This is a genomic window from Shewanella sp. HL-SH4 (assembly GCF_051164845.1).
Lineage (GTDB): Bacteria > Pseudomonadota > Gammaproteobacteria > Enterobacterales > Shewanellaceae > Shewanella > Shewanella glacialimarina.
Genome location: NZ_CP195037.1, coordinates 1,354,911 through 1,372,862, shown reverse-complemented (window position 1 = coordinate 1,372,862; position 17,952 = coordinate 1,354,911). Strand labels below are relative to the sequence as shown.

General features: G+C 40.5%; 16 protein-coding genes and 1 pseudogene. 12 read left to right on the top strand and 5 right to left on the bottom strand.

Translation table 11 applies throughout. The features are described 5' to 3' along the window. Window positions 1-128: 128 nt before the first annotated feature. Window positions 129-761, top strand: a complete 633-nt coding sequence (locus tag ACRWQL_RS06935; protein ID WP_226411067.1) for a LysE family translocator — start codon at window positions 129-131, stop codon at window positions 759-761. Between the two features lie 73 nt (window positions 762-834). Here the strand turns inward: ACRWQL_RS06935 and ACRWQL_RS06930 are convergent. Together ACRWQL_RS06930 and ACRWQL_RS06925 are read right to left on the bottom strand one after the other, a co-directional pair. Next, a protein-coding gene (locus tag ACRWQL_RS06930) for an IS3-like element ISShfr4 family transposase (RefSeq protein WP_434938222.1) occupies window positions 835-2,063 on the bottom strand; the annotation gives its coding sequence in 2 pieces (ribosomal slippage) (window positions 835-1,712 and window positions 1,712-2,063; 1,230 coding nt in all). A 152-nt stretch (window positions 2,064-2,215) separates the two neighbouring features. Beyond that, entirely contained in the window at window positions 2,216-2,824 is a 609-nt protein-coding gene (locus ACRWQL_RS06925) for a protein-disulfide isomerase (protein ID WP_226416022.1), read from the bottom strand. 207 nt (window positions 2,825-3,031) lie between these two features. Here ACRWQL_RS06925 and ACRWQL_RS06920 point away from each other — a divergent pair, with 207 nt between their 5' ends. Then, entirely contained in the window at window positions 3,032-3,577 is a 546-nt protein-coding gene (locus tag ACRWQL_RS06920) for a hypothetical protein (RefSeq protein WP_434952870.1), read from the top strand. Between the two features lie 85 nt (window positions 3,578-3,662). On the opposite strand, the gene ACRWQL_RS06915 is transcribed toward ACRWQL_RS06920, so the two are convergent. After that, on the bottom strand, window positions 3,663-4,790 hold the full coding sequence (locus ACRWQL_RS06915; RefSeq protein ID WP_434952869.1) for a Na/Pi symporter: 1,128 nt from the start codon (window positions 4,788-4,790) through the stop codon (window positions 3,663-3,665). Window positions 4,791-5,041: 251 nt separating this feature from the next. Between ACRWQL_RS06915 and ACRWQL_RS06910 the strand changes: the two genes are divergently transcribed. Continuing rightward, window positions 5,042-5,431, top strand: coding sequence for a ribosome recycling factor family protein (locus ACRWQL_RS06910; RefSeq protein WP_434930478.1), 390 nt, complete (start codon window positions 5,042-5,044; stop codon window positions 5,429-5,431). A gap of 112 nt (window positions 5,432-5,543) precedes the next feature. Here ACRWQL_RS06910 and ACRWQL_RS06905 read toward each other — a convergent pair whose 3' ends face one another. Together ACRWQL_RS06905 and ACRWQL_RS06900 are read right to left on the bottom strand one after the other, a co-directional pair. Then, the gene (locus tag ACRWQL_RS06905) at window positions 5,544-6,437 is read right to left on the bottom strand and encodes a substrate-binding periplasmic protein (RefSeq protein ID WP_226411059.1); all 894 of its coding nucleotides are present in this window, start codon (window positions 6,435-6,437) and stop codon (window positions 5,544-5,546) included. Window positions 6,438-6,734: 297 nt separating this feature from the next. Continuing rightward, entirely contained in the window at window positions 6,735-7,595 is an 861-nt protein-coding gene (locus ACRWQL_RS06900; protein WP_434940003.1) for a PA4780 family RIO1-like protein kinase, read from the bottom strand. 226 nt (window positions 7,596-7,821) lie between these two features. Between ACRWQL_RS06900 and ACRWQL_RS06895 the strand changes: the two genes are divergently transcribed. From ACRWQL_RS06895 to ACRWQL_RS06855, 9 genes and pseudogenes are all read left to right on the top strand, one after another. Then, a complete protein-coding gene (locus tag ACRWQL_RS06895; RefSeq protein ID WP_434952868.1) occupies window positions 7,822-9,261 on the top strand; it encodes a methyl-accepting chemotaxis protein in 1,440 nt (479 codons plus the stop codon). Window positions 9,262-9,508: 247 nt separating this feature from the next. Further along, entirely contained in the window at window positions 9,509-10,006 is a 498-nt protein-coding gene (locus tag ACRWQL_RS06890) for a VF530 family DNA-binding protein (protein ID WP_434928316.1), read from the top strand. Window positions 10,007-10,669: 663 nt separating this feature from the next. Beyond that, window positions 10,670-10,879: a transcription antiterminator/RNA stability regulator CspE gene (gene cspE, locus ACRWQL_RS06885; RefSeq protein WP_226411051.1), complete on the top strand. Its 210-nt coding sequence runs from the start codon at window positions 10,670-10,672 to the stop codon at window positions 10,877-10,879. A gap of 506 nt (window positions 10,880-11,385) precedes the next feature. Further along, window positions 11,386-12,318, top strand: coding sequence for a 23S rRNA pseudouridine(2604) synthase RluF (gene rluF / locus ACRWQL_RS06880; RefSeq protein WP_434952867.1), 933 nt, complete (start codon window positions 11,386-11,388; stop codon window positions 12,316-12,318). A gap of 200 nt (window positions 12,319-12,518) precedes the next feature. Then, window positions 12,519-13,886 (top strand): DASH family cryptochrome, encoded by a 1,368-nt coding sequence (locus ACRWQL_RS06875; protein ID WP_434952866.1) that lies wholly within the window; start codon window positions 12,519-12,521, stop codon window positions 13,884-13,886. Further along, window positions 13,886-15,337: a deoxyribodipyrimidine photo-lyase/cryptochrome family protein gene (locus ACRWQL_RS06870; RefSeq protein ID WP_434952865.1), complete on the top strand. Its 1,452-nt coding sequence runs from the start codon at window positions 13,886-13,888 to the stop codon at window positions 15,335-15,337. The genes ACRWQL_RS06875 and ACRWQL_RS06870 overlap by 1 nt, the downstream gene beginning before the upstream one ends. Next, window positions 15,338-15,469 (top strand): annotated as a pseudogene (locus ACRWQL_RS06865) (DUF2256 domain-containing protein); the annotation flags it as partial. Between the two features lie 125 nt (window positions 15,470-15,594). After that, window positions 15,595-17,163 (top strand): cryptochrome/photolyase family protein, encoded by a 1,569-nt coding sequence (locus tag ACRWQL_RS06860; protein ID WP_434952864.1) that lies wholly within the window; start codon window positions 15,595-15,597, stop codon window positions 17,161-17,163. Between the two features lie 46 nt (window positions 17,164-17,209). Further along, the gene (locus ACRWQL_RS06855; RefSeq protein ID WP_434952863.1) at window positions 17,210-17,857 is read left to right on the top strand and encodes a flavin reductase family protein; all 648 of its coding nucleotides are present in this window, start codon (window positions 17,210-17,212) and stop codon (window positions 17,855-17,857) included. The last annotated feature ends 95 nt before the right edge of the window (window positions 17,858-17,952 follow it).

The window sequence follows — 17,952 nt, the reverse complement described above, 5'->3', positions numbered from 1 at the left end:
TATACCGTTACTTGTAATGTAACTCTGCCAGGGTAACTTTTACTTTTAGCCCAAGATGATTTTAATTCATGTTGGTTAGCTGTAGAATCCGCCCCTTCTTTTGCTGCTGACCTAATATTTGTGCCGTTATGATGATTGACCTAGCTTTACTGCCTGTTTATTTAACCACTGTTATCGCTCTTCTATTAATACCGGGTCCTGATATGCTATTAATCGCCAGCTCTAGCCTCAGCTATGGCCGCAAAGTGGGTGTATATGCCAGCTTAGGCAATGCAACTTCTGGGCTTATTTTAACCTTGCTTGCGGCCATGGGTGTGTCTGCATTGGTTGCTATGAATCCAATAGCATTAGAGTTATTGCGTTTACTGGGTGGGGCTTATTTACTTAAAATGGGCTGGGACTGTATGCGCAGTCTCGCAACAGAGGCCCCTGAAATAGAGCAGCAAAATAACTTAGCTAAATTGCTTTATCGTCGCGCAGTTACCAGTAACCTTCTTAATCCTAAAGCACTGCTGTTTTTTGTTTTGTTTTTACCGCAGTTTGTCTCTACTCAGCTTAGTGCCAGTTCAGGCGAGCAAATGCTGGCATTAGGGCTATTGCTTAATGTGATGGGATTGTTGTTTAATTTGTTGCTGGTGGCTTTAGTGGGAAGTTTAGGTAAACCCTTGCTGAATAATGAAAAGTTTCGTACATATCAGAACAAGTTTATGGGCGTGATATTTTTTGCTTTGGCGATTTGGTTACTGTCTTCTCAAATATAGAATGTTAGTTAACGCATTGAATAAAGGTGTTATTAGAAACTTGTCTAGTCCTAAAATAGGTTGACGGTTTTTATTAAGCCAGTTGGAACTCCCGACTGGCTTTTTCATGCACTTCGTTTGGGGTTTTCATTCCTAAACTAAGGTGCGGTCTTAACTCGTTATAAGTCCTAATCGATTCTTTGATGAGTATTGCCAGCTCCTTCATCGTTCGACAGCGGTAAAGTAAAAACTCTTGCTTCAAAATACCATTCACTCGCTCAGCTAACGCATTCTGATAACAATCATACCCATCTGTCATCGATGGCCTTATCGCATTCGCAGCCAATTTATGTTGATATTCTGCTGAGCAGTACTGTATCCCTCTATCTGAATGATGAATGACATCATTGGTTGTCTGACGATTCTTTATCGTCATCTCCAATGCTTTAACGACATCACTGGCTTTCATTTCATCACTTAATTCATAACCCATTATTTTTCTTGAATATGCATCTGTGACTAATGATAAATAGTGAGTTCCTTCGTCTGATTTTACGTAGGTTATGTCACTGACAAACACCTCTTCAACTCCCTTCACCACTCTGTCTTTGAGTAAGTTTGGGTGTTTTCTCAACCAATGATGGCTATGGGTTGTCTTGGTGTAATTCTTCCTAGGCTTTACTAACATATTGTGTTGTTTCAAATACCGAAATAGACCGTCTCTACCTAGCTTTATGCCTTGTTCAAGTAACTGTGGCTTGATGAGTTGATAAAGCTTACGCGTACCCACTCTGGGCATGAACTGACGCCAATACATAACCATCGTCATCACCGGTTTTAATATCTCAGCTCTTGCTGCTAAGCGCTGCTTCCATTGATAAACAGCTTGTCTTGATAGGTTAAACTGCCGACTCGCTGTCGCTAGCTTTACAGTGCCTTTTTCTTTGGCAAGCCAGAGCGTTCGGCTAAGTACTTTTTTTCTAAATCAATTCCGTACTCATTTTTAAGTAAGTCGACCATATCGCCATAAATCATATTTTTCATTTCGAGATTGGAGACTTGTTTCTCTAATCGTTTGATTTTCTGGGCGGGTGTTTCTGTAGATTTGGACATAGGTGAATGCTCAATCGGCTGGGACCAATCTAATCTACCATGTTTTCGTAACCATGTTAGGACGGTACTTCTCCCTTGAATGCCATAGTGGTCTTGAGCTTGCTTATACGTTAGCTCGCCTTTTTCTACTTGACTAACAACCGCTAATTTAAAGCCTAATGTGTAATCTCGTTGAGTACGTTTTATATTGATTGATACTGAAGGTTTCATAGATAAGTCTCCAATGTGTCAACTTATCTCAGGACGGGACAACTAAACAATAAAAAGCCACGGTTATAAACCGTGGCTTTTTATTATCTATTTACACTACAGATATTAATCTATTGCCGAGTTAGATTCACTTTAGGCTAGTTAATTGCTCACTATTTAATTGCAGCGATTTCTTTTTCAACCGCAGCAACCACAGCGTGAGGACTGCTTAGATATTGTGAGTGGTCGATAAAAATAGCGTTGTCATTGACGGTCATGACCATAACAGGGAAGCCTGCAGTACCGATGACTTGTTGAATTTCTTCAATACCTTCTAGCACGTGTTCTGCTTCTATACTCAGCTCATCTTTAAACACTTTATTTGATGGCGATAGTTTAAATTTTTCGACAATGGCATTGAAATCGTGTTTGTTATCTAACGGGTTGCCTTCAATGAAATGTGCCCTTTGTATAGCATTTAACACATCTAATTGTTTGCTGGCTTGTTTGCTTTGTACCCATCCCATTAGGTTTGCGGTTTTCACTGAGTTCTTAGGGCTATTTACATAGCGGATATGATCTCTGCCAAACTTAAGTCCACTGATCCGTGCAGCGGCTTCCATCTGTTCTTCGCCAGCACTGTCTTGGCCTATGTAATGCGCACTGTGCAATAAGTGAACAATCATTTCAGGGTAGGCTGCTTGCAATGCATTGACCAAAGGTGTAGCTGCATAGCTCCAAGGGCAGTGCGAGTCGTAGATAAAATAAAGCTCGGTGGTCATTAAGGTCATTCTTGTTGGCGGTTGATAAGTTGATCCTAAATAGTTTGTTGGCATTATTCAATCATTGAATCAGTGTTTATTGTCCAATGATAAACTCTGTTGATAAGACTAATGGATATCTTGTGATTATTCATGCTGGTTTAACGTCTGACCTATACAGTCATGGCATTAACCGTAATAAATCATATTTGATTCGCAGGAGTAATAATGTCGCAGGCTTTTTTATCGAAAACACGTGTTTTAGTCATAGGCAGTTGTTTGGCTACGGGAGTTGTATTGTCTGGTTGTGGCTTTTTCGGTGCTGATGAAAAACAACAAGCAGAAGCGCTTTGGTTAGCGAAAGATGAACAGCTAAAATCCGCCATAGAGGCTGTTCGAAGCGAAGGCATTGATGCGGTGATTAAGAGCGCTGAAACGGGGAGCGTGTCAGCATGTGTTGCTGCCAAATTAAGTCAAGATCCGCTTGGTGAGTTAGTCAGTGTGGAAGGTGCTTTGGCTGAGTCTGCTCAGGTTGCTGAGCTTATTGGCTCGGTACAAAAATTACTTGAGCAAGATGTTAGCTTTGAGCAAGTTGCGGGTTTGCTTCAAAAGGGAGCTGATGCCGCGTCTTACGCTAAGGCATTAATTGAGCAGCAAGGGGTAACGGGTGCGATAGCCAGTATGCAGCAAATGGCTATGGCCAGTGAGCAATTTGCTACCCAAGATTTAGGTGGCCATTTTCAGCAACTGCTACTTGAGTGTCAGACTAAATAATCTCTGATCGGGTTAAATAAAAAATGGGGTTCAGATTTTGTCTGAACCCCACTTTTTTAATCAGTTTATTTTACCTAAACGATCATCAGTTGGTTATCGTAATCAAAGCCGCAGGAATAATAAAGAAGACTGTAGCGATATAAGCCACTACCGTTAACTTATTCTGTTGGGCTTTTTCAGCTAACCATTCAGCACAATTAATCGGCCAGTTACGGAACAAAGGAATGCCGTAAAGCACGAGTACGCCTAATACGTTAAAACACAAATGCACAAGTGCGATTTGTAATCCCAATATTGCGTGATCTCCAGAGACTGCCATTGCAGCTAAGAGCGCAGTAATACAAGTACCAATATTTGCGCCTAGCGTGAAGGGATAAGCTTCTTTAAGGGTAATAATATTGTTACCTATTAACGGTACAATTAAGCTTGTGGTGGTGGATGACGACTGCACCAGCACTGTCACAGCTGTACCTGCTGCAATGCCATGACCAGGTCCGCGACCCAATGCCGTTTTTAAGATTGTTTCTGCGCGTCCAACCATTAAGGTTTTCAGTTGCTGCCCCATAAATAACACCGCAAAAAACAAAATGAATATACCCAATCCAATGACAATCGTGCCATTAATGATTGGGTTTTCAAACTGTAGTTGGCTGGAAATAAATTCGGTTACAGGCTTTGTCATCGGTTTGATAAAATCGAAACCAATGCCGCCAGAACTGCCCATTGCGGCAAAGGGGGCGACTATCCAGCCACTTAACTTTTCCAGTAAGCCAAACATAATTTCTAATGGTAAGAAGATACACACCGCGAGTAAATTGAAAAAGTCATGTACGGTTGCGCCTGCAAAGGCACGACGAAATTCATGCTGACAACGTAAGTGTCCTAAGCTAACTAAGGTATTGGTTAAGGTGGTGCCTATATTTGCTCCCATGATCATGGGAATAGCGATTTGTAGAGGTAAACCGCCAGCCACTAAGCCGACAATAATACTGGTAGTAGTACTTGATGATTGGATTAACGCGGTGGCAATTAAACCGACCATTAATCCGGTTACAGGGTGTGAAGCAAACTCAAACAATGCCATTGCTTGTTCACCGCTTGCTAATTTAAAACCTGTACTTATCATTGCGACAGCAAGCAATAGTAAATACAGTGATGCTATTAAACTGAACCAACGCAATGTATTGCCAATTGGTAAGGGAGAAACGCTCATGCAACAACTCCAAAATGACACTTATGTGACGCGGCGCATTCTATCAGAAGGCTACAAAAAGTAATCAGTTTGGCAGAGCAAATTGAAAATATATTTCTAACAAAAAGCGTGATCTTTTTCATGTAAAATTCAGAGTGTGGTTTTTGATTTAAGTATCTGAAAATATTGCTTTATATTTTTAGGTGCGGCGACTTGTTACTGTGTTCCTCTGTATTCAGTTAACGATAAACATTATCTTGGTAAAAATATCAATGGATGAACCGATCACTATTTCACTGCCTTCACTTATTCATCGAATAGAGGGAAACAATGTTAAGCATGCTAAAGCTATAGCCTTGCAATCTGGTTGTGAGCTTAAACGTGTGCGTCGTTCGAGGAACTGGCTGATAATAGGTTCGGCGATTCAGGTGCAATCATTTTCAATGCGATTAAAAACAGAGCAGACTGAGGCGTTTGGTTATTTAATCCAAAAAATTGATACAGGCTTACTAGGTCATGCTGACAAGTTAGAATCGTTAGAAAACAAGCTTAAACGTTTAATCATCCAAAGCCCCAATATCACCTTAAGTGAATTAATGCAGATCACCGATTGCACTGTAGCTGAAGCAAGAGTTGCCCGTTTTAATGCTGATTTATATTAAGTTTTCTCTGGAAACACATAATCTAACGCTAACTTTGTTATTCTAAAGTAATAACTTCAGCGCGATTAAGTGGAAAACGCTAGCCTAAAGCAGCAGTGTTAGTCATCAATCACTAACGGCTTAGCTGCCCTTGGCCCGTATAATTGAAAGCACCATGATTGTCTATAACAGCAGGTGCTTGGATTGGTTCTTCAGTAGATGTTTTTGGAGTTTGTGCCACAGAAATATTCTGCCATTTGTTAACCACCTTTGCTAATGCCCCGCGGTTTGATAGGGTTGAGATGGCATTGTTTATTTCCTGTAATAAGCCAGAGCTTTTTGTTTGTTTACTTAACATGAAATGAATTTTATTGCTGTCTACAAGAAGAGGTAATGGTTCTAGCGCAAGATTCTCTGATTGATTCGCTATGTAAGGTAAAGAAATGGAGTCGCCGATCAGAATATCGCCTCTTTTATAGGCGAGCATCCTTACCGATTGTGCCGCATCCTGGCTAATAACTAATAAGCCCTGATTTTGTAATTCTGCTTTTGACTGTAAATAGTCCTTCCCATACCAGCCATAGGTAGGCACTAACAGCGTTAACTTCTGACTAAAAATATCCTGCCATTTTTCTATACTAATTTGAGGTAAGGTATCTGCCTTGGTAAACAATCTTATTTCTTCATCTCTGTATGATTGGCTAAAAAAGGCATACTTCTCTCGCTCTTTTGTGTAGCTGGCTCCCATCATCATGTCTAAGGTGCCAGCCTTTAACATTTGGTGAGCACGCTTAATCGGCATGTGGATAAAGTTTACTTGGCAGCCAAGATTATTAGCAACAAGAGTAAGCATGTCGATATCGAGTCCGACAGCATTACCTGAGGCATCAACCCAAGAGTAGGGTGCCCAATCATTAAAGCCGACTTTTATCGGTTCAGAACAAATTGATTCTGCATTTTGCCCCCAAACAATGTAAGACTGGCAACAGAATAGCAGAGTAAATAACAATGTATTTTTCAATATCATATTGGCCACTGTTTTGCTTTGGTATTGAGCGTGGAATGAATTCTCTTACGTAGAAATTAATATTTTACTAAACTTACTTCATCCTAGCCTGCTATCCCGCTCATCGCTAGCGCCAAAGATGATTAAATTAGAATAATATTGATTTGCTGAGAAATTATTTTTAAGAGTTAGCTCACGTCAAAAAATAGAGAGAAGTTAAGTCATCATATGCGGCTAAGGCTAAATTAAGTGGAGTAGAACAACTCCACTAGTGAACAGTAAAGCACCATGAACATTTTATATCATCGATTCTACAAACTAGTCTTGGTCAGAATTTGCGTCTACAATTCGCTGTAAACGTTCTTGTTCTTCTTCCCTAGCAGCATTAATTTCCTCAAGAATGGCACCCACATCGGCAATATGTTCACTTTCTTGGAATTCGCCAGTCAGTTTTGACTGTGGCGTTAACTCACCCGCTTCAAATAATGCCCACATTTCTTTGGCATACTTAGTCACGGCAAGCTCTGGAGCGAACTGACTATAATAATTGGTCATGTTGTTCACATCGCGGGCAAACATCCATTCTGCATTATTATTGGCGGCCGCATCAACAGCTTGAGGTAGGTCAATAATGACAGGTCCATTGCTATCAACAAGAACATTAAATTCAGATAAATCACCATGAACTAAACCGGCACATAACATTAACTTAGTATATTCAATCATGCTGGCATGATCGCGAATGGCATCCTCGGTAGTCATTTCAACGTCGTTCAGGCGTGGTGCAACCATGCCGTCATCATCTGTGACTAATTCCATCAACAATACGCCTGAATAGCAGCCATAAGGCTTAGGCACACGTACGCCTGCATCCGCTAGCTTATACAGTGCATCGACCTCGGCATTCTGCCAGGCTTCTTCTTGTTGGTCGCGGCCAAATTTCGATCCCTTTTCCATCGCTCTAGCGCGGCGACTATTGCGAACTTTACGGCCTTCTTGATATTGCACCGCTTGTTTAAAGCTTCGCTTGTCTACATCTTTATAAACTTTGGCGCAGCGAATATCCTCGCCGCAACGCACGACATAAACAGTAGCTTCTTTGCCACTCATTAATTGACTGAGGACTTCGTCCACCAAGCCTTCTTCAACCAGAGGTTGGATTCTTTTTGGGATTTTCATTGCGTCCTTATACCGTAAATATGCGTAGGATGGAATGCCCAAACGAGGGTTTTTCTACATCAAAGTCAATGTGACGTTTATTTATACTAAAAGATATGTTTATGATGTACCTCAAATGCCATGTTTTTTGTCCTATGTAGATATTATATTTATCCTTGCTGTCATTTGTACATTTTTAATCTAAGATTGCATAAATGCCGTCATCACTAAAGAGTTGGACTGAAGTATGAAAGAAGTTGATTTTCGTAGTATTGATAAAATATTTATTAAAATGTCTATTAATGACAAATTTTGGGTCATATTTGGTGTCTTTGCACTTGCAATAATCAGCCTAGCGACTTTTCGTTATCAAGACAATATCAACCAAATAGAGCAGCAGTCACAATTTATGCTTGAAAGCCAATTAAAAGGTATTTTGCAAGCGACTGATGGTGCTGAACAAACAGATAAGTTAGATAAATTAAATATTCAAACTACAGGCTTATCTCAGTCAAGCCGTAACCGAGACTCTATCACTGCTGTTATGCGTGCAACATCTGGTGAGAATTACGCTTTGACTGAGTCTGTAGCCAATCAAGAAGCCGCAGCTAAAAGTGATGCGTTAACGAGTGCGTTTTTAACCCTGTTATGGCTATTGCCTTTCGGGTTAATTATTTACTGGAATGCGACCTTTATTGGCGGGGCGCTGTGGGTGCTTTGGAATACGACCGAAAACATTGGCAAGGGTAATCTTACCTCTCGATTAGGTTTCCATCCTGGCCGGGATGAGTTTGGTACCATTGGTTGTGCACTTGATAAAGCCATGGATACTTTGAGTGAGTTGGTCACTACAGTTAAAGCGAATGCTAAAACATTAAACAGTACTTCAAATTCGTTTGCCAATGTAAACCATGAAAGCGAATTGCAAATTGATCACCAGTATTCATCTCTTGATTCGGTTGCTACGGCAATGGAGGAAATGACAGCTTCTGCTGCCGAGGTGTCTAGCATCTCGCAGAAATCAGTCAGTCAAGTTGAGCAAAACTCAAAATCTATTAGTCAAAGTTTTGAGCGAGTCCAAAAAGCGATTAGTGAGATTGAGCAATTATCAGTGCTTATTGAGCAAACCTCTGAGTCAGTTAATACGCTAAAAACAAACGCGGTTAATATTAATGATGTCATCACTACTATTAATGCTATTTCCCAGCAAACTAACTTACTGGCGTTAAACGCTGCTATTGAAGCTGCGCGCGCAGGCGAGATGGGTCGTGGTTTTGCGGTAGTGGCAGATGAAGTGCGTACCCTAGCCAGTAGAACTCAGGCTGCAACGGTAGAAATTCATACTATGATTGAAAACTTACAATCAGAAACCAACAATATGGACCGTATTACTCAGAATACTGTTAAGCAAGCGCAAACCAGTAGCGAGCTTGTGAGTCTTATTGGTACCGATGTCAGTTCAATTAACGAATCTTCTCAAGTCGTCATCGATATGAGCTTCCAGATTGCCGCATCATCGCAGCAGCAAAGTGCAGTCGCAAATGATATTGCATCGGAGCTAAGTGATATCCGTCAAAAAGCCAATACAATTAAAGACCTGGCAAAGCAGTCGTCAAATAGTGTTAAAGATTTATCTAAAGCATCAGAAAGTTTAGGTAAAATTTTAGAGCATTACCACACAGCATAGGCCTCTTTTGGGCCGCTTAATATGGGGGTTACTCTGATAAGGGTTTTACTCATATGATTGCAATAGCTTAGATTTGATATCTAAGCTATTTTTATATTAGTGGTTCGCTGAGATAAGGATGATGGCTGAGTGATATGATTATTTGCTATCATAGGCGTATTCGGCGGCTCATATTGAATAGATTGATATTGATACCGTTGTCGTTTTTGCTACAAAAAAACCGAAAATTCGGTTATTGGAACTCTTTATGATTGAATTACAACAGAATAACCCACTACATGGTTTAAAATTAGAAACCATGGTGACAGAGCTAGTTGACTTTTACGATTGGAAAATCCTTTACGCAGCACTGCGTTTAGAGTGTTTTCATACTAACCCAAGTATGGAAGCCGCTGTGAAGTTTTTAAAAAAGACTGAATGGGCTAGGGAACGCGTAGAAAACTTTTACCTTTATCGTTTTAAACGTATGCCTAAAGGCAGTGCGGCGCAGTTTGAGTTAAAACCTCGAGAACGCGGATTTTTTGATGGCATTATGCCGCGTAAACCTCAAGAGCTAACCGTGGAATTAGTTGCTGAGATGCGTGACAAAGCGACATCGGATTATCAAGAGATGAAGCGAAATAATAGTCGCCCTAAATATGGTAAAGATAAGCCAAGAACCCAAGACGCTTACGCACAGAACAAACGTTCTAGTAGCAATCGACCAGCGCCATCGCAAGACCCTAAAAATCCTTGGGGTAACTAATTTTTAGTTAAAAGGCCTTTTAACTTAGCAACTGATTGATCTAGTTGGTTGCTAAACTTGCGCAGGTTTAATCAACTTAGTTAATTAATATAAACAAAAAGTAGCGCTTTTTTATTCGCTACTTTTCTATGGCCTACTTTTTTATCCGCTATTTTTGTATTCCTATAATAAGTATCCGTAATGGATAGCTATATCTGCACTCTAGTAAGACAAATTTCACCAATTCCATGAATTATATGGCCAATCAGAGCTTCTTCAGTCTTTCAGTTTGAGGCACATTGTTAAAACAAGGGTTGTTCCCTTAAAAATAGTTCAACAAAGAAATGGAAAGACCGAATTCTCTGTACTAGAATGTTTAGGCGAGAGAGTTGGTCATCATTGTATTGCAGCAGTTTGATTGTATTGCCTTAAAATAAAGACGGTGTATTTATAAATTTGCACTAATTAAGTCTTTACAATAATCAAAACTGAGGTATTATGTAGCCTGCTCTGGCAAACAGAGTTATTAATGAATATTAAGTAAAAGAAAAGCTTTAGATCTCTTCGTTTTATCGTTGTTATCCACAGTGTTTCCCTTAGCTTTATAGTCACATTCAATAATTCAAGCTTCAGTGCATCGCATTTTCGCGATAGATTTATTAATTATTATATAAGGGACACAAAATGTCTAAAACAACTGGTTTAGTAAAATGGTTTAACGAAGATAAAGGTTTTGGCTTTATTACTCCTGATAACGGCGGCGCGGACGTTTTCGTTCACTTCCGTTCAATCACTTCAGATGGTTTCAAAACTTTAGCTGAAGGCCAAAAAGTATCTTTCGAAGTAGAACAAGGCCAAAAAGGTCCTCAAGCAGCTAACGTTACTGCTGAGTAAGTTCTTACTTTAGTAAGATAGCGCAAATAGTCTAGCGGCTGTTTGCGCTTTTTTTTGCCTAAAATTTGATATTAAGTAAGACTTTCTCCGGCAAATCTACTGCCAGTACATCCTATTTTAAGCCTATTTATTGTTAACTATTCTATTTCAGCAAGTCTATTTTAAACCTATTAATACTCCCCCACATTATTACCACTGTTCAATTACGACGTTTCCTTAAGTTATCGCTTGTTGTGATGGCATAAATCATTTGATGCCCCTATGTAGCTCACATTTACCGGTTACTTTTAGGGCGAATAGCCTCAGGTATTTGTTGCAACTTCAATTTCCTCATTATTGTGTATTCAGGCTTATGCAAGGCATCTAAAAATTGATAAACTCAGCATCGACGTTAAGCCTTGTATTGATCCTTATATTGATACCTCTGTAATGTTGATTTTTACTGTGTTGACATCATGACCATATAACGGCATTGATTGACAAATTTTACCCATAGGAATTCTAAAGTGACAGATTCAGCTATCCGCCTAAATAAATACATCAGCGAAAGTGGCATTTGCTCAAGACGTGATGCCGACCGTTATATTGAGCAAGGTAATGTATTTATTAACGGTAAGCGTGCCCAGGTAGGCGATCATGTTAACGCTGGCGATAAAGTTAAGGTTAATGGTCACGATATCGAACCTAAGGATGCAGAAGACCTGGTATTTATTGCGCTGAATAAACCAGTGGGCATTGTTAGTACTACAGAAGGAACTGAACGCGACAATATTGTTGATTTTGTTAATCATTCAACACGTATTTTTCCTATTGGTCGGTTAGATAAAGACTCGCAAGGGTTAATCTTTTTGACGAATAACGGTGACTTGGTTAATAAAATCCTCCGAGCAGGTAATAATCACGACAAAGAGTATGTGGTTACGGTTAATAAACCGATTACCGATAGCTTTATTAAAGGTATGGCTGCAGGTGTACCTATTCTTGGTGTAGTAACGAAAAAGTGTAAAGTTGAACAAGTTGCACCTTATGCTTTTAAAATTGTACTTGTACAGGGATTAAACCGTCAAATTCGACGTATGTGTGAGCATTTTGGTTTTGAAGTGACTAAGCTTGAACGCCAACAAATCATGAATGTTAGCCTTAAGGGATTACCTATCGGTGAGTGGCGCGATTTAGATAAGCAAGAACTCGATGTGTTGTTTGATATGATAAAAGACTCATCATCAGAAGATAAAAAATCTGTGGCCAAGAAAAAGCCAAAACCTAAGCCTAAAACCGAATCATTGCGCGATAAAATTGAAGGGCCAGAACACTTCATGCAGCATAATCGCAGCACAAAACATAAAGGTCAGGCAAAAGGAGCGCCAAGGGGGCAAACTAAAGGTCAGGCACAAAACGGCAAAGGTAAACCTAGCCCGTCTAGAAAGCCTAAGCGTTAATCGCTCAAATTGAATACTTTAAAGGCCATCAACTAAAATTGATGGCCTTTTTTAATGAGCGGATTAACGCAGCCTTGGATAGATATTAATTTTCAGCACATTAATCAATAGAAACTGACACCATATAGACTCACAAGACTAAACTTTTTTTTAATTTAGCTCGTACAACAATCATGTTTCACTGACATTGTGAGTATGACTTGTCTTCATATCGCGGCTTGTTTTGTTTTACCAACGACTTAAGATTAAAAGATAACCTTGCTTTGAGTGCCTTGATCCGTCAAAGCACTGAAATCGCTTTTGTGTATGTGTTTGACCCTATGTTATTGAAAGCGAATAACTACCAGCAAACTTCTATCGGCCAGCATCGACTTGATTTTATACTGCAGTCGCTTGACGATCTTTGCAGTCAACTTAGCCTTTTGGGTCACCAACTGCATGTTTGTTATGGCAAACCTGATGTGGTGATTTCTCATATTGTGCAATCAAACAAAATTAACTTAGTCGGTTATTCAGATAATGTCGGTTGGAATGAAATCAAACTTTGGCAGCGACTAAAGCAAAAGCTAACACAAGTGAAGTTTGTGTCAGAGTGGAGTGATAGCTTATTCAGTTATGAGCAAATGAATGAATTCGATACTGAGTTTTCGAGTTTCTCGCAGTTCAGGCGCAAGTTGGAAAAATACCGTCTTGAAGTGTCTCAATCTTGCCAAACTTGGTTAGATACACTGCCTAATCCATTCATTATTGACACAGCTTTGTTTGATCAACACCAAATGGGATTGCCTTTAGTTTTGGCAAGTCAGCATCAACAAAAGTCATTGATGTTAGGTGGCGAGCTAAGTGCGCTCAAGCATTTACATCACTACTTCAGTAGCGATTTACCCAGCACATATAAGGTGACGCGTAATGAGCTGGATGGTTTTGATAATTCGACTAAATTTAGCCCTTTTTTAGCCCATGGTAATCTTTCTGCTCGCCAAATTTGGACTGCTGTCCGTCAATATGAAGATCAACATGGTGCTAATGATTCTACCTATTGGATAGGCTTTGAATTACTTTGGCGAGAATATTTCCATTGGTTAGCCTTGAGGCTAGAAACGCAATTATTTAACTTCAAAGGAGGCAAACAAACCGCGCCTTTAACCAGTTACTTTCCTGAACGTTTTCAAAAGTGGTGCCATGGCACAACACCGTATCCGTTAGTTAATGCCTGTATGAAGCAACTCAATGCCACTGGATATATGTCCAACCGGGGCAGGCAAATTGTCGCCAGTTGCCTGGTCAACGAGTTAGGCGTTGATTGGCGCTATGGCGCGGCATATTTTGAAAAACAGCTTATCGATTATGATGTCGCTTCAAACTGGGGTAATTGGCAATACATTGCCGGCGTGGGTGCAGATCCAAGAGGTGGTCGTCATTTTAATATCGCCAAACAAAGTAAAACATATGATCCGGACAATGTATTTATTCAAAAATGGCAGGGCGAGCAGGGAGTGTGTCATTTAGATTCAGTTGATGCTGCAGATTGGCCAATGTCTGCTGAAATGTCTTCAGAGGAAAGTTAATGTCTATAGCCGTTGTATGGTTAAAACGAGATTTAAGACTATCTGATCATCAGCCTTTAGTTAATGCAATTAATAGCGGCTTACCGGTGCTGCTGGTTTATTGCTTTGAGCCAATTTTAGTGAATGACCCACATTATTCGTCAAGGCACTGGCAATTTATTATTGAATCTCTGACTGATATGCAAACCAAGTTGCCCCAAGGCAGTTTACTGTGCAGTGCAGATCCAGCCATACAAACTTTGTCTGATTTGCACCATAAGTATGGTATTACGCAGTTATTTTCCCATCAAGAAGTGGGTCTAAAGGTGACCTTTGATCGTGATATTGATATTAAACATTGGTGCGATATAGAAGATATTGCTTGGTATGAAACGCCCTATGCGGCGGTTATTCGCGGTTTACCTAATCGTCAACATTGGGATAAGTACTGGCAACAGGTGATGCGTTATCAATTTGAGTCGATAAACTTAGCCACAGTAAACTGGCTAATAGAGCCGTTTGCTTGCCATTCGCTGGCTGATGTTGCGCAACACTTTAACCAGGACAAAGGTGACTTTCAACTTGGGGGCGAAAGCATGGCATGGCAAACGCTTGAATCATTTTTTCAAGGTCGTGGTCAGTCTTATGCCTATAGTTTGTCTAGCCCGGAACTGAGCCAGCAGCATTGCTCACGTTTATCCAGTTATCTTGCTTGGGGTAATATCAGTCTGCGTCAAGTTTATCATCATCTGCTTAGTCATTGGCATACCAAAGGCTGGCGGCGAAGCTTAGTGGCACTGAGTTCGAGATTACATTGGCATTGTCATTTTATTCAGAAGTTTGAAAGTGAATCTGAGATGGAATTTCGTCCAGTAAATCGAGGTTATACCAACCTACCACGTGCTCACGGTGATGATGCTGATAATAAGCTGCTTGCATGGGAGCAAGGTCAAACTGGCGTGCCTATGGTTGATGCTTATATGCGCTGCTTGCATCATACCGGTTATATTAATTTTAGAATGCGCGCCATGTTAGTCAGTTTTTTAACTCATCACCTGCAAATAGATTGGCGTTTAGGGGTTAAACATTTAGCGCGGTTATTCTTAGATTTCGAGCCAGGTATACATTACAGCCAATTTCAGATGCAAGCTGGGGTGACCGGTATTAATACTATTCGGATTTATAGTCCTGTTAAGCAAGGGCTGGAAAAAGATCCTCAAGGTGAATTTGTTAAACGTTGGGTGCCAGAACTTGCCGAAATACCTGCACCTTTAATTCATTCACCTTGGCAGTTATCTGCCATGGAGCAAATGATGTATCAAGTTAACATAGGTACAGATTATCCTGCACCGATAGTCGACTTAGGTGAAACCTATAAAGCGGCCCAAAGTTTACTTTGGCAGTGGCGCACTAAGCCTGAGGTTAAGCGGGAAGCTTATCGACTTTTGCAACGTCATGTGAGGCCAGATTAGATGAAAAAATCCCAGCTTCCGTCTAAGATATGTTTGGTGTGTTTACGTCCATTTAACTGGCGTAAAAAATGGCAAAAGGATTGGCAAAACGTTAAATATTGTTCTAAACGCTGCGCTGGTGAACGTAAAGCTATACTCCCAAACCTAACTGAGGGTAGCGATGTTGAACATGCTAATTTGCGCCCCGATAAGCCCAGTAGTATTAACACCAGAATAGATCAAATAATGGCCATTCAGACAGTGAACCGGAGTGAGAGATGAAGTCAGCAAAAAGGTTGCGGTTAATTTTAGGCGACCAACTTAATGCCTCGCATTCTTGGTTTCGTGAAAAAGATCAACATACCTTGTATGTTATTGCCGAGCTGCACCAAGAAGCCAGTTATACCCAGCATCATGCCCAAAAAATATCAGCCTTCTTTGCCGCTATGTCGCAGTTTGCTGTAGCGCTTGAGCAGGCGGGCCATCGTGTATTGCACCTAACCTTAGATGACACTGCACAATATCAAGACTTACCAGCATTACTGACGGCCTTATTTCAGCGTTACAGTGTTACAGAATTTGAATATCAACTTGCTGATGAATACCGCTTACGCAAGCAACTTGATACTTTTACTCAAGGGTTAACTATCACAGCAACATCTTATGAGACCGAGCATTTTTATTTAACGGATGCTGAGTTGTCTGACTATTTTCAGCAGGATAAAAAACATCGGCTAGAACACTTTTACCGTAAAATGCGACTACGATTTAATGTGATGATGCAAGGGACTGAACCTACTGGAGGCCAATGGAATTTCGATCAGCAAAATCGTCAAAAATTAAAACCCAAAGACTTTGTTTCTGTACCTGAACCCTTGTTATTTAGTAATGATGTCACATCAATATGGGAGCGAATTCAACGGCATAACATTCATACCCTAGGTGAAGTGAATACCACCTTGTTGTGGCCAGTCAACCGGCAACAAGCATTATCTCTTTTAGATCATTTTTGCCGCTTTTGCTTAGTCAGATTCGGACAGTTTCAAGATGCAATGACGGCTAAATTAGATACTTTGGGCGAATCTAAGCAGTGGACCCTTTATCATTCACGGTTGTCCTTCGCCCTTAATACTAAAATGATCAGTCCCCAATGCGTTGTTAATACCGCTATTGCACATTTTGAGTCGTCTAATGGCGAAATAACTCTAGCGCAAATAGAAGGCTTTGTGAGGCAAATAATCGGTTGGCGCGAGTTTGTGAGGGGGATTTACTGGGCCAATATGCCGAACTATTCCAAGCTAAATGCACTTGGCGCATCAAGGGCGCTACCCGATTGGTTTTGGACCGGCAATACTAAAATGAATTGCCAGCATCACGCAATTAAGCAATCGCTTGAATATGCCCATGCACATCATATTCAACGCTTGATGGTCACAGGCAACTTTTGTTTAATCGCAGGCATTCAACCCGATGAGGTCGATGCTTGGTATTTAGGCATTTATATCGATGCTATTGAGTGGGTTGAAATGCCCAATACCAGAGGCATGAGTCAATTTGCTGATGGCGGTATTGTAGGCTCGAAAGCCTATGCGGCCAGTGGTAACTACATCAATAAAATGAGTGATTACTGCGGTGACTGTGTCTATCAAGTCACTAAGGCGCACGGCGCCAATGCTTGTCCGTTGAACTCATTATATTGGCACTTTATGAGCCGGCATCAAAATGACTTTAGCGCTAATCCACGCACTAAAATGGTCTACGGCAATTGGTTAAAAAAACCAGCGGAAGATCGCCAGATTATTTTAGATCATGCGGAACATTTATTGGCTAATTTATCAGCGCTATAAGACATAATAGATACTATCTGCCTGTTAATTTTAGGATAAACCATTAATGAAACACTTAACTTCTGAAGATATAACCGCGCTAGAACCACGTTTTAGAGCACGTTTTATTAACAGCTTATCGGGCTTTAAGAGTGCCAATTTAGTAGGCACTCAAGACGCAAAGGGCATAACTAATTTATCTATGATTAGCTCAGCGTTTCATATTGGTGCAGATCCCGCATTAATGGGAATGATTATCCGCCCCGATGGTGTGCCTAGAGATACCTTAGACAACATTAAACAAACTGGGGTTTATACTATTAATCAGGTTTCGGCACAGATTTATAAGCAGGCTCATCAAACTTCCGCCCGTTATGATGTTGGTGTGTCTGAATTTGAACAAGTGGGCTTAACCGCTGAATACATTAACGATGTTGCTGCGCCATTTGTGGCACAAAGTCGGCTGAAGTTTTCTTTGCAAGTGCGTGAGATTATCCCGCTCGCCATTAATAACACCATTTTAGTGATTGGTGAAATCAGCCACGTTTTATTTGTTGAACAAGCGTTAAAAGCCGATGGCTATATTGATATAGAGTCACTGGAAACCGTTGCTGTATCAGGGCTTGATGGTTATCACACTACCAAGCGATTAAGTCGTTTAAGTTATGCTAAACCCGATCAAGATTTATCCCTGCTATCCGTTGATGGTGATTAGCCATCCATCAAATACAGAGTTTAAGTCAAGTTATTAAGCTAAGTTAGAAAGTTACTGGCATGATCTGAATCACGGTGGCATTGGTCATTTAAGGG